Annotated in this window: 12 protein-coding genes; 8 read left to right on the forward strand and 4 right to left on the reverse strand. The window is 73.4% G+C overall.

The window, feature by feature from the left end:
• From I5Q34_RS34415 to I5Q34_RS06290, 3 genes are all read left to right on the forward strand, one after another.
• On the forward strand, positions 1-731 hold a 731-nt coding region (locus tag I5Q34_RS34415; protein WP_234428454.1), incomplete at its 5' end, for a carboxymuconolactone decarboxylase family protein.
• A 21-nt stretch (positions 732-752) separates the two neighbouring features.
• Positions 753-1397 carry an MBL fold metallo-hydrolase gene (locus I5Q34_RS06285; RefSeq protein ID WP_199891331.1) on the forward strand — a complete coding sequence of 215 codons (645 nt, stop codon included), beginning with the start codon at positions 753-755 and terminating at the stop codon, positions 1395-1397.
• Positions 1398-1426: 29 nt separating this feature from the next.
• Positions 1427-2206: an exodeoxyribonuclease III gene (locus tag I5Q34_RS06290; protein WP_199891149.1), complete on the forward strand. Its 780-nt coding sequence runs from the start codon at positions 1427-1429 to the stop codon at positions 2204-2206.
• A 24-nt stretch (positions 2207-2230) separates the two neighbouring features.
• On the opposite strand, the gene I5Q34_RS06295 is transcribed toward I5Q34_RS06290, so the two are convergent.
• A complete protein-coding gene (locus I5Q34_RS06295) occupies positions 2231-4072 on the reverse strand; it encodes an SGNH/GDSL hydrolase family protein (protein ID WP_199891332.1) in 1842 nt (613 codons plus the stop codon).
• 149 nt (positions 4073-4221) lie between these two features.
• Here I5Q34_RS06295 and I5Q34_RS06300 point away from each other — a divergent pair, with 149 nt between their 5' ends.
• The 3 genes from I5Q34_RS06300 to I5Q34_RS06310 all read left to right on the forward strand — a co-directional run bounded on the left by I5Q34_RS06300 (position 4222) and on the right by I5Q34_RS06310 (position 6447).
• On the forward strand, positions 4222-4677 hold the full coding sequence (locus I5Q34_RS06300; protein WP_199891150.1) for a DUF6278 family protein: 456 nt from the start codon (positions 4222-4224) through the stop codon (positions 4675-4677).
• A 322-nt stretch (positions 4678-4999) separates the two neighbouring features.
• Positions 5000-6232 (forward strand): cytochrome P450, encoded by a 1233-nt coding sequence (locus I5Q34_RS06305; RefSeq protein ID WP_199891151.1) that lies wholly within the window; start codon positions 5000-5002, stop codon positions 6230-6232.
• 20 nt (positions 6233-6252) lie between these two features.
• Positions 6253-6447 (forward strand): ferredoxin, encoded by a 195-nt coding sequence (locus I5Q34_RS06310; RefSeq protein WP_199891152.1) that lies wholly within the window; start codon positions 6253-6255, stop codon positions 6445-6447.
• Between the two features lie 44 nt (positions 6448-6491).
• Here the strand turns inward: I5Q34_RS06310 and I5Q34_RS06315 are convergent, their stop codons facing one another.
• On the reverse strand, positions 6492-7400 hold the full coding sequence (locus I5Q34_RS06315) for a serine hydrolase (protein WP_199891153.1): 909 nt from the start codon (positions 7398-7400) through the stop codon (positions 6492-6494).
• A 135-nt stretch (positions 7401-7535) separates the two neighbouring features.
• Positions 7536-8756 carry a CdaR family transcriptional regulator gene (locus I5Q34_RS06320; RefSeq protein ID WP_199891154.1) on the reverse strand — a complete coding sequence of 407 codons (1221 nt, stop codon included), beginning with the start codon at positions 8754-8756 and terminating at the stop codon, positions 7536-7538.
• A 190-nt stretch (positions 8757-8946) separates the two neighbouring features.
• On the opposite strand from I5Q34_RS06320, the gene I5Q34_RS06325 reads away from it, so the two are divergent.
• Together I5Q34_RS06325 and pruA are read left to right on the forward strand one after the other, a co-directional pair.
• Complete coding sequence (locus tag I5Q34_RS06325; RefSeq protein WP_199891155.1) at positions 8947-9873, forward strand: proline dehydrogenase family protein; 927 nt, start codon at positions 8947-8949, stop codon at positions 9871-9873.
• 125 nt (positions 9874-9998) lie between these two features.
• Positions 9999-11630 (forward strand): L-glutamate gamma-semialdehyde dehydrogenase, encoded by a 1632-nt coding sequence (gene pruA / locus I5Q34_RS06330; protein ID WP_199891333.1) that lies wholly within the window; start codon positions 9999-10001, stop codon positions 11628-11630.
• A gap of 64 nt (positions 11631-11694) precedes the next feature.
• Here pruA and I5Q34_RS06335 read toward each other — a convergent pair whose 3' ends face one another.
• Entirely contained in the window at positions 11695-12579 is an 885-nt protein-coding gene (locus tag I5Q34_RS06335; RefSeq protein ID WP_199891156.1) for a DUF6415 family natural product biosynthesis protein, read from the reverse strand.
• Positions 12580-12610: the final 31 nt, after the last annotated feature.

The following is a 12610-nucleotide window of genomic DNA, read 5'->3' on the forward strand; positions in this document are numbered from 1 at the left end:
TGCGACCGGCCGTCGAAGGGTCTTCGGCCGGACCGGCGGCCGGGGAGCCGTACGGCGACGGCGCCCCGGGCGTCGTCGGCACACCGTTCGCGAGCGACGTGCCCCAACCGGCCGTCGTGGCGGACCCGTTCCCGGCGGGCGCGGCCGTGCGACCGGTGGCCGACGGGCCTTCGGCCGGACCGGCGACGGACGGGGAGCCGTACCGCGACGGCGCCCCGGGCCTCGTCGGCGAGCCGTCCCACGGCGACGGACCGGCCCCGGACCCACTCCCGGAGACGGTCCAGGAGCCGTACGACAGCGGTGTCGTCCCGGCCGCCGACGCCCACGACCCGCACGCGCATGCGGCCTCCCTGCGCCGCCGCGTCCTGGGCGACTCCCACGTCGACCGGGCCGAGGCCGAGGCCGCCGCCGATCCGTTCAGCCGGGACTTCGAGGCGTTCGCCAACCGGGCCACCTGGGGCGAGACCTGGTCGCGGCCGGGGCTCGACCTGCGGACGCGGTCGTTGCTGACGCTGACCGCGCTCACCGTCGGCGGGCACCTGGACGAGCTCGCCGCGCACGCCCGCGCCGCGCTGCGGCTCGGGGTGAGCCCGGAGGAGATCAAGGAGACGCTCCAGCACGCCGCGCTCTACGCGGGACTCCCCGCCGCGCGGGCCGCGTTCGCGGCCGTCCGGCCCGAGGTGACGGCGCACGTCACGGCGGAGGACGGTGCGCCGGAGCGGCGCCCGTAGCACCATGGGGACATGGGGATCTTGAAGCTCACCAAGCACGGCCACGCCTGCGTCCGCCTGGAGAAGGACGGCCGCAGCCTCGTCATCGACCCGGGCGGGTTCACCGAGGAGGACGCCGCCGTCGGCGCGGACGCGCTGCTCGTCACCCACGAGCACCCGGACCACTTCGACGAGGACCGGCTGCGCCGCGCCCTGGACGCCAACCCGGCCGCCGAGCTGTGGACCCTGCGCAGCGTCGCCGACCAGGTCGCGGCCGCCTTCCCGGGGCGGGTGCACACGGTCGGCGAGGGGGACGCCTTCACCGCCGCCGGCTTCGACGTCCAGGTCCACGGGCAGCTGCACGCGGTGATCCACCCGGACATCCCGAGGATCACCAACGTCGGCTACCTGCTGGACGGGACGGTCTTCCACCCCGGCGACGCCCTCACCGTCCCCGGGCGGCCGGTGGACACGCTGATGGTCCCGGTCATGGCCCCGTGGAACAGGGTCGCCGACGTCATCGACTACATCCGGGAGGTCGCCCCGCGCCGGGCGATCGACATCCACGACGCGCTGCTGACCGACCTGGCCCGCCCGGTCTACGACCGGATGCTGGGCCCGGCCGGGCCGGGTGTGGGCGGGGCCGGGCACGCCCGGCTGGCGGCGGGGGAGAGCATGGAACTCTGACTGTCGGACCCGGCCGTTAGGGTGGCCGCATGCGCATCGCCACCTGGAACGTGAACTCGATCACCGCCCGTCTGCCCCGCCTGCTGGCCTGGCTGGAGGGCAACGCTCCGGACGTGCTCTGCCTCCAGGAGGTGAAGTGCGCCGAGGACGCCTTCCCGTACGAGGAGCTGCGCGCCCTCGGCTACGAGGCCGCGGTCAACGCCACGGGCCGGTGGAACGGCGTCGCGCTGCTCTCCCGCGTCGGCCTGGCGGATGTGGTCACGGGCCTGCCCGGGGGCCCCGAGTACGAGGGCGCCCAGGAGCCCCGCGCGATCTCGGCGACGTGCGGGGCCGCCCGGGTCTGGTCGGTCTACGTGCCCAACGGCCGGGAGGTGGAGCACGACCACTACGGCTACAAGCTCCGCTGGTTCGAGGCCCTGCGGGACGCCGTCGCGGCCGACGCCGCCGACGGCCGCCCCTTCGCCGTCCTCGGCGACTACAACGTCGCGCCGACCGACGAGGACGTCTACGACCCGGCCGTCTTCGAGGGCGCCACGCACGTCACGCCCGCCGAGCGCGCCGCCCTCGCGGCCCTGCGCGACACGGGCCTGACGGATGTGGTCCCCCGCCCCCTGAAGTACGACCGCCCCTACACCTACTGGGACTACCGCCAGCTCTGCTTCCCGAAGAACAAGGGCATGCGCATCGACCTCGTCTACGGCAACGCCCCGTTCGCCGCCGCCGTCAAGGACGCCTACGTCGACCGGGAGGAGCGCAAGGGCAAGGGCGCCTCCGACCACGCGCCGGTGGTCGTCGACCTGGACGTGTAGCGCGTGGGCCTGTGGCGGGCCCGGTCACAGCCGCCGCAGGTCCACCGCATCGGCGAACGCCTTCATCCCCGCGTCGTTGGGGTGCAGGTGGTCGCCGCCGTCGAAGCGGGGCAGCATCCGGTCCGGGTGCTGCGGGTCCCGGATCGCGCGGTCGAAGTCGAAGACCGCGTCGTAGAGCCCGCCGTTCTCCCGGATGTGCCGGTTGATCGCCGTGCGCTGCGCCTCCGCCGTCGCCGTGCAGTCCCCGTAGCCGCCGCACGGCGCGATCGTCGCCGCGACGACGCGCAGCCCGCGCTCGTGCGCCCGCTCGGCGATGGACCGCAGAGCGGCGATCACCTGGGGGGCGGTGGTGCCGGCCCGGATGTCGTTGACGCCCTCGAAGACGATGACGGTACGGGCCGAGGTCTGGGCCAGGACGTCGCGTTCCAGCCGGTGCCCGGCGCTCACCCCGCTGAGGGTGGTACTGGTCCCGTTGCCCTGGTAGCGGTCGTCCACCACGCGGTTGCCGGAGATCCCGCTGTTGAGCACGCCGTACACGGGCACCGCGGTCTGCGCGCGCAGCCGCCGGGCCAGCAGGTCGGGCCAGCGGCCGTCGGCGTCGGGCTTGGAGCGCTCCCCGTCGGTGATCGAGTCGCCGAGCGCCACGACCGAGCCCGGCCCGCCGCTCACGTCGATGCCGGTGAGCAGCGGCCAGTTGGTGATCGTCCCGGTGAAGGTGTCCGCGTCCCGGTCCTCCGTCCGGTCCCCGCCGTCGTCGTCGGTGAGGTACGAGTGCTGGTTGGTGTAGTGGTGCACCGGCAACGCCCGTACCGTGCCCGGGAGATGGAGGGAGACCAGCAGGCTGGTGTCCGCCGGGATCCGGAACCCGAGCGGGTCGCTGAACTGCTGCGCCCCCGCCGGGATGACGACGTCCTCCCGGTCGCCGAAGGTCAGCGTCCGGGGCCGGCCGGCCGTCGCGGCGCCCTTGCCCCGCAGCGCCACGGTCGCGTGCCCGATCCGCAGCGGCTGCCCGGCGAAGGTGTTCTCCAGCCGGATGCGGGTCCGTTGGCCGCCCACGGAGCTGCGCACGACCAGCCGCAGGGTCCGGTCGGTCCAGGGGCCCACGGCGGTGTACCCGGACGGGGGAGCCGCCCAGCTGCCGGTCCACCCGTTCGAGGGAGCGCGCAGTGCCATGGAGAAGATGTGCAGTTGCACCGACGCGCGGGGGGCGCGGGGGAGGACGACGGAGTCGACCTCCCGGCCGCGTGCGACCGGGACGGTCACGGCGTGCAGCCGGGTCGTCTCCGTCCGGCGGCCGGTGGGCGTGTTGAGGTGGGGGAGCGCGACGGCCTTGGTGCTGAGCAGCCCGCGCCGCCAGTCCGGGGCGGTCAGGCGGTAGGCGGTGTGCGAGCCGTCGCGGTAGCGGACGGTGCCGGTGCCGCTGACGTCGCCGCCGGGCCCGGCGGCGGAGCTGCTGGCGACGAGGAACGAGAGCGCCTGGCCGCGGCCGCGCAGCCGGACCGTCTGCCCGGCGGCCCGTACGTTGTCGGGCTCCCCGGGCGCGGAGCGCGGCCGGCGCAGGGGCGAGCCGTCGATCGTGAGCGCGCGGCCGGGCGTCCAGCCCGCCGCCTTGAGGTCCTGGGCGGAGAAGGAACCGCCCGCCCCGTCGAAGTCGGCTTCGTCGGGGCGGGCGTCGTCGCTGACCGCCGTATTGTCGAAAAGCCGCTCCAAGGGGAGCGGCTCACTGCCTCGAAGGCCCGGATCGGCGAGTGCGGGAGCGGTCGCGAGATTCGACAGGAGAACGGCGCAGACCGTCCCCGCCGCGACGGCCCCCGCCGCCCGCCACCGTCTGTGCCGTCGTGCCGTGAGCTTCGTTGTCCGGAGCATGCGTGTCATGCCTCCCGTGATTCCCAGGCTGGGATGTGGCGGGATGAAGCTAAGGAGACGAACGGGGAACGTCAAGGAGGCCGGGAGGACACGTCCTCGCGCCGCGCGCCGGTGGTGGTGCCGACTGCGCGGGTGCGATCCTTGCCGGTATGAACATTCCCTTTTTGGGCGGATGGCGCAGGCGGCACGGTGCGGCGCGCGGGGCGGCGGTCCTCGGCCCGGAGGGCCGGGAGGCGGGGGACCGGGACGCGGAGGGGCTGACGGAGCTGCTGTCGGAGTGCGAACTCCTGCGCGCCCAGGCGGAGTCGGCGGGCGTGACGCTCGACGACGGCCCGGCGTCCCTGGAGGCCCTCGACCAGCTCCAGCCGCGCTGGCGCGACGACGAGGAGCTCCAGTCCTGGCTGGGCAACGACGCGGGGCTGTACCTGGGCACCGTGGTGGTGCGGACGGTTCCGGGGGCGGTGTGGCACCTGTGGCCCGACGGGCAGCCGGTGGTGCGGCTGGTGAGCGGGCGTGAGGTGGATGTGGTGGAGGCGGGGCACGCGTGGGCGGTGGACGGGGCGCCGGAGCTGTCCCAGCTGTACGCGGAGCTGTCGGAGTGCTGAGCGACCCGGGGCGCCGGGCCTTTTTCTTGCCCCTCCCCGCCCTTTCACCGTTTCCGCAGCAGCACGCTGCGCGTGCTGTCCTCAAGCGCCGGACGGGCTGAATCAGCCCGTCCGGCGCTTGAGGACGAACGCGGCGCAGCCGCGTTGCACCCCTGCGCGGAGCGCGCGAGAAACGGTGAAAGGGCGGGGCGGGGAGAAACACCCCCGCGACCGAATAGCGGTACCGCATCGCCGGATTGCGGCGACCCGCCATGGACGGGAGCGGCGCGCTCCGGTCTAATGGTTGCCCGAGGATACTAGTCCGCTTGCGCCGGAGGTCGCCATGACCGAAACCGTGCACGACGCCCCGACCCCGATCCCCGCCCCGAGCCCCACCGCCCTCTCCTGGCCGCAGGACCGCGCCTGCCCCTACGACCCGCCGCCCGCCTACCCCTCGCCCGGCCGGGACGCCCCGCTGACCCGGATGCGGCTCTTCGACGGCCGCGAGGTCTGGCTCGTCACCGGCCACGCCGAGGCCCGCGCGCTGCTCACCGACCCGCGGCTGTCGGCCGACCGGCGGCACGCGGACTTCCCCGTCCTGATGCCTCGCAACCGGGACCAGCGCAAGGTCGACCTCCCGCTGCTCGGCACCGACGACCCCCGCCACAAAGAGCAGCGCAGAATGCTCATCCCGGGCTTCGGGCTCAAGCGGACCGCCGCCCTGCGGCCGGACATCGAGCGGACCGTGGACACCCTCCTCGACCGCATGCTCGCCGCCGGCCCGGAGGCCGACCTCGTCGCCGCGTACGCCCTGCCCCTCCCGTCGATGGTCATCTGTTCCCTGCTCGGAGTGCCGTACGCCGACCACGAGTTCTTCGAAGGGCGCTCGCGGACGCTGCTGCTGGCCGAGACCGCGGAGGAGACGACCGCCGCCCGCGACGAGCTCCGGGCATACCTGCGCCGGCTGCTCGACGCCAAGCGGGAGACGCCCGGCGACGGGCTCCTCGACGGCCTCGTCACCGACCAGCTCGCCCGCGGCGAACTCGACCGCGAGGAACTGGTGATGATGGCGCTGCTGCTGATCCTCGCCGGCCACGAGACCACGGCCAACATGATCTCGCTCGGCACCTACGCGCTGCTGCGCCACCCGGACCAACTGGCCGCGCTGCGCGCCGACCCGGCGCTGATGCCCGGCGCGGTCGAGGAACTGCTGCGCCATCTGTCCATCGCCGACGGGATGATGCGCGTGGCCACCGAGGACATCGAGATGGCCGGGGCGACCGTCCGGGCGGGTGAGGGCGTCATGCTCGCCACACCGTCGATCAATCGCGACCCGGCCGTCTACGCGGACCCCGACGCCCTCGACATCCGGCGCTCCGCCCGGCACCATGTCGCCTTCGGGTACGGCGTCCATCAGTGCCTGGGGCAGAACCTGGCCCGGGCCGAACTGGAAATCGCCTTCTCGTCCCTCTTTGCCCGTATCCCGACGCTGCGGCTGGCCGTTGCCCCGGATGAGGTGCGCGCCAAGCCCGGCGGCACCGTCCAAGGACTGTTCGCCCTCCCGGTCACCTGGTGACCGTGAAACGGAGTACGACCATGCGCGTCAGCATCGATTCGGATCTGTGCATCGGCTCGGGCCAGTGCGCCCTCACCGCACCGGCCGTGTTCGACTCGGACGACGACGGATTCGGCCTCGTCCGCCCGGGCAGCGAGGACGGCCGGGGGGACCCCATGGTCAAGGAGGCGGTACGGGCCTGTCCGGTGCAGGCGATCGCCTTCGCGGAGGAGTAGCCCGTGAGGGCGGGTGCCGAACGGCACCCGCCCTCGTGCCGCCGTCACGCCTGCGGCGGCATGACCTCCTGCGGGTCGGCCGGCGGGACGATCAACATGCCCTTCTTCACTGCCGGGTTGACGTCCTTGTGGATCACCCGGGCCACGGCCTGGATCGTGTCGATGCCGCCCTGCCAGCTGCGGTTGCCGTGGGTGAGGACCGACATCGTGTAGGTGCGGCCGCCCGTGGTGAAGGCGCCGATGCTGTGCACCCGCCACAGACCGTCCTTGCTGCGCTGCAGCCAGCCGTTCTTGACGTGGACCTTGGCGCCCTTGGGCGCGCCGGCCGGGGTGCCCCAGCGCTGCGAGGCGATGACCTTGTTCATCAGGTCCAGGGCGTAGGCGCGGGACTTGTCGCCCAGTACCTTGTTCCGGTTCGTGAACAGGGCGAGGAGACGCTGCTCGTCCCGCGCGGTGATCTGGGTGGTGCCCCAGGTCTGGTTGGGGACCGTCCGCGTCATCCCGGCGGTCTTCACGAACTTGGTGATCCGCGCGGTCGTGAGCTGGTTGCGCAGCGCCGTGGTGGAGTCGTTGTCCGATTCGGTGATCATCTTCTTGGCGAGGGTCTTCTCGCGGGCCGTCAGCGACCGCTTGTGCTGCTCCGCGTCCCACAGGAGGGCGCCGAGCACGATCGGCTTGAAGACGCTCGCGGAGTCGAACTGCCGGTCCGCGTCGTAGGTGCAGGTCGTCTTCGTGGCCGGGTCGCCGAAGGCGATGCCCGTCTTGCCGGCCCGGCCGCGCAGCGCCGCCGTGATGTCCTTGGTCAGCTTGTCGGCGAGGCCCTTCTTCGCGGACGTGCAGACCACCTTGGGACCGGCGGCCGCGGCCGGCTCAGCCATGGCGAGCGGCGCGGCCAGCGCCCCGACGGCCAGTGCCGTGGTCAGGGCGCGGCGGGATATCGGGTGGTGAGGCATGGGTGTTTCCCCCCTGTGCTGGGCTGTGACGAGCCACCTCCGGTGAACTCAATCGCCATGACACAGAAGGGAATCGAAAAGTTGCGCGACCGGAGAGCGTTGTCCGCCACACCTCCGCGCGTCCCGCCACCCCGCTCACCCCAGCCGGGACGCCTTGAGCGTCATGTGCAGCAGCAACCGGTCCTCGCCGTTGTCCAGGTCGAGCCCCGTCAACTGCTCCACCCGGGACAGCCGGTAGTAGAGGGTCTGCCGGTGGATGCCGAGGGCCGCGGCGGCGCGGCCGGCCTGGCCCGCGCAGTCCAGGTAGACCTCGGTGGTCCGGGCCAGTTCGGTGTGCGGACGGGCCAGCAGCGGCCGGACCGCGGGATCCGCCGCCCGCTCCTGCGGCAGCCCGGTCAGCACCCGGTACGGACCGAGGCCGCCCCACTCCGCCAGCGGGCCCAGCCGGCGCTCGGCGGCCGCCGCCCGCGCCGACGACAGCGCCTCGGCCCAGGCGTCCGTCAGCTCCGCCAGCCCCCGCCGCGGCGTCCCCATCCCGGCCGCGGCGGAGCCGCCGGCCCGCGGCGAGTGCAGCAGCCGGTCCGCGGCGGCCCGCGCCGGGGCCGGCGCGGTCAGCGCCCGCAGCCGCACCAGCGCGGCCAGCGCCGCCGAACCGTCCGGCAGACAGCCGGGGACCGCGCACAGCGCGGCCACCCCCGAGAGCGCGGCGATCGCCGACCCCGGCGCGTCCGTACCGGGCTGCTCCCCGTCCCCGTCCCCGTCGTCCGTCCGCCAGGGCGCCACCGCCACCAGGGCCAGCGGCCCGTCCGCCGACTGGCCCAGGCCCTCGCGCAGGGCGGCCCGCGCCGCGTCCCGCCCTCCCGCCCGGGCGGTCAGCAGGTCCCGCAGCAGCTCGCCCAGTTCGGCGCCCGCGCGGGCCTCGGCGGCCAGCAGCGCGCCGATCCGGGCGGCCGTCTCCATGGCCTGCGCCACCCGGGGATCGGCCGCGGCCGGGCCCAGATCCAGGCCCGCCAGCTGCTCGTCGTCCAGCAGCCAGACGTAGCCGTGCACCACGCCCCGGTGCCGCACCGGCAGACAGATACGGCCCTTGAAGACGCCCGCCGCCGGATCCGGCGGGATCCGCAGCGGCGCCACCGCCCGCGCGATCCCGAACGCCTCGAACCAGGCCCGCACGGCCGCCGTGGACCGCCGCTGCAGGATCGACCGGGTCCGCACCGGGTCCATCGTCAGTTCCAGGTCGTCGTCGCCCCCGTGGGCCCCGAACGCGATCAGGCCGAAATCCCGGTCCTCCAGCGTCGCGGGCGCGCCGAAGACCGCCGAGATCTCGTCCACGAGCTGCTGATACTCGCCCCGCATGGGCGTCCCCCGTTCACTTGCGTACGTCCCCGTCACCGTGGCCACCATTGTCATACATCTGTCTGAGATCCCGGCCACGGATGCGTGACAGCTGTCGATGGCTGCACGCGGACGCGATCTCTAGGTTTCACGATGAGTTACGTATGCCGTCTCCCGTCGTGGCGTCGGCCGTTCATCGTGGAGGTGCCCCGTGCTGGGTCCCGTGCTGCTCGCCGCGTCACGCAGCGACGCCATCCGCCGTATCGTGTCCGCCGCGCCGGTCACCCGTCCAGTGGTCGACCGCTTCATCGCCGGTGAGGTCCTGGACGAGTCCATGGCCGCGGTGCGGAACCTGAACATGCGCGGACTGGAGGTCACCCTCGACCACCTCGGCGAGGACATCACCGACCGCTCCGAGGCGCTGCGCACCCGCGACGCCTACCTGGCGCTGGCCAAGGCGCTCGGCACCGAGGGCCTCGGCGTGCGCGCCGAGATGTCCGTGAAGCTGTCCGCCTTCGGGCAGGCGCTGCCCGGCGGCCACGACATAGCCCTCGCCAACGTCACCCCGGTCGTCGAGGCCGCCGCCGAGGCCGGTACCACCGTGACGCTGGACATGGAGGACCACACCACGATCGACTCCACGCTCGCCATCCTCGCCGAGCTGCGCAGGCGCTTCCCGCAGACCGGTGCCGTGGTCCAGTCGTACCTGTTCCGCACCGAGGACGACTGCCGCGCGCTGGCCGGCGAGGGCTCCCGGGTCCGCCTGGTCAAGGGCGCCTACAAGGAGCCCGCCTCCGTCGCCTACCAGGACAAGCGCGAGGTGGACCTGGCGTACGTGCGCTGCCTGAAGATCCTCATGGCGGGCAAGGGCTACCCCATGATCGGGTCGCACGACCCGCGCATGGTCGCCATCGCCCAGGAACTCGGCCGCCGCAACGGGCGCACACTGGACGAGTACGAGTTCCAGATGCTGTACGGCATCCGTGAGGCCGAGCAGCAGCGGCTCGTCGCCGAGGGTCACCGCATGCGGGTGTACATCCCGTACGGCACCGACTGGTACGGATACTTCATGCGGCGGCTCGCGGAGCGCCCGGCGAACCTGACCTTCTTCCTGCGCTCGCTCGCGACGCGCGGGTAGCCGTGATCGCGAGTGGCACGCGGGCTGGGGGTCCGGGGGTCATCCCCCGGGAAGACACAGCCTGCGCTCCCTCGCGACGCGCGGCTGAACCCCCGACCCCCACACCCGACTAAGGAGACATGGCCATGGACGCCGTCACCCAGGTCCCCGCGCCGGTCAACGAGCCGGTCCACAGCTACGCCCCCGGTTCGCCGGAGCGCGCCCGCCTCGAGGCCAAGCTCAAGGAGCTCGCGGGCAACCCGATCGACCTGCCGATGACCATCAACGGCGAGCGGCGGATGGGCGGCGGCGAGCCGTTCACCGTCGTGCAGCCGCACAACCACGCCGCGGTCCTCGGCACCTTCAACAACGCCACCCACAAGGACGCCCAGGACGCGATCGACGCCGCCCTGGCCGCCGCCCCGGCCTGGCGCGCGATGTCCTTCGACGACCGCGCCGCGATCATCCTGCGCGCCGCCGAGCTGCTGGCCGGCCCCTGGCGCGAGACGCTGGCCGCCTCCACCATGCTCGGCCAGTCGAAGACCGCCCAGCAGGCGGAGATCGACACCCCCTGCGAGCTCGTCGACTTCTGGCGCTTCAACGTGCACTTCGCGCGCCAGATCCTCGCCGAGCAGCCGGTCGCCAACTCCGCCGGCGTGTGGAACCGCAGCGACCACCGCCCGCTGGAGGGCTTCGTCTACGCGATCACGCCGTTCAACTTCACCGCGATCGCCGGCAACCTGCCGACCGCGCCCGCGCTGATGGGCAACGTCGTGGTCTGGAAGCCGTCCCCGACGCAGACCCACTCCGCCGTGCTGCTGATGCGCCTGCTGGAGGAGGCCGGCCTGCCCAAGGGCGTCATCAACCTGGTGACCGGCGACGGCATCGCCGTCTCCGACGTGGCCCTGGCCCACCCCGAGCTGGCCGGCATCCACTTCACCGGCTCGACCAAGACCTTCCAGTACCTGTGGAGGACGGTCGGCGAGAACATCGAGAAGTACAAGTCCTACCCGCGCCTGGTCGGCGAGACCGGCGGCAAGGACTTCGTCGTCGCCCACCCGAGCGCCGACCGCGCCATCCTGAAGACCGCCCTGACCCGCGGCTCCTTCGAGTTCCAGGGCCAGAAGTGCTCGGCCTCCTCCCGCGCCTACGTCCCGCGCTCCATCTGGGAGAACGGCTTCAAGGAGGAGTTCGCGGCCGAGGTCGACGGCATCACCATGGGTGACGTCACCGACCTGTCGAACTTCATCGGCGCCGTCATCGACGAGCGCGCCTTCGCCAAGAACAAGGCCGCCATCGACCGGGCCGCGGCCGACCCGTCCTGCACGATCGTCGCGGGCGGCACCTACGACGACTCGGTGGGCTACTTCGTCCGCCCGACCGTCATCGAGTGCACCGACCCGGCCAACGAGGTCTTCACGACCGAGTACTTCGGCCCGGTCCTCGCCGTCCACGTCTACGAGGACGAGGACTTCGACGCGATGCTGGCCCAGATGGAGTCCGTCTCGGCGTACGCCCTGACCGGCTCGGTCATCGGCCAGGACCGCGCCGCGGTGGCCGACGCGATGGAGAAGCTCCGCTTCGCCGCGGGCAACTTCTACATCAACGACAAGTCGACCGGCGCCGTCGTCGGCCAGCAGCCGTTCGGCGGCGGCCGCGCCTCCGGTACGAACGACAAGGCCGGCGCCGCGTCCAACCTGATGCGGTGGACGTCCACCCGCTCCATCAAGGAGACGCTGGTTCCGCCGACCGACTACCGCTACCCGCACATGGGCTGACCTGCCCGGCCGCTGTCCGCCCCCGTTCCGGCTCCGCGCCGGGCGGGGGCGGCCGCGTTCTCCGCTACGCGGCGACGGCGTAGGCGGGCTCGCCGCGTCGCAGCTCGGCCAGCGTCCCGCTGTGGGCCGCGTCCAGGGCGGCCCTGACGCGGAGCGCCTGCGGCGGGGCGCAGCGCTCGCCGAGTTCCCCGACGGGAACCCAGGTGAAGCCGGCCAGTTCCGGACACCCGGGCAGCGTCACGGTCATGTCGTCGCCGCAGGGGGCCACGGCGTACACGAACGTGATGCCGCCCCCGTTCCCGTCCCCCTGCGCCCAGTCCGTCACGAGCAGCCGCGCGGGCCGGACGGCCAGGCCGGTCTCCTCCAGGACGGTTCTGGTCATGGCCTCCCAGGCCGGTTCGTCCGCCGTCGCCGGTCCGCCCGGCAGCCGGAAGTTGGTGCCGGGCATGCCCGGGTACGAGGGCGACACCATGAGCACCTCCGGTGCGGCATCGGTAGGGGAGGGCCGTTGGATCAGGGCCCGCCCGGACACGCGCAGACGCGCCGCGGGCGGCTCTGTGGGCCGCGCGAACCCCCGCCGGTGGCCCATGAGTTCGCGGACGATCAGGGCCAGGCTCCGGCAGTATGTGAACGCCGACTCCAGCCCGTCCCCGGGGTCCGCGCACCTGGCCCGGTACGTCGCCTCGTCGGCGGCGCGCTCGGCGGCGACCCGGCGGGGGTCGTCCACCGGCAGCGACTGCCGTGCGGTGACCTTGACCCAGGAGGCCCAGTCGCCGATGAAGCGGCGGAGTTTCGCGGTCGCCGACTCCAGGGTCTCGGCAGGGGGCGGCGCCGTGGCGGCGAGGACCAGGCCGATGACCCTCTCGATCTCCGCCTCGGCTTCGGGGTCGAGGGCCGGGGCGGCGCGGCCCCCTCCGTTGGACATGGCGGTACCGGGCCAGACGGGCATGGGGTCGGTTCTCCTCGGAGCGGGGGCGGGT

Source organism: Streptomyces sp. AV19, from assembly GCF_015999245.1.
GTDB lineage: Bacteria > Actinomycetota > Actinomycetes > Streptomycetales > Streptomycetaceae > Streptomyces.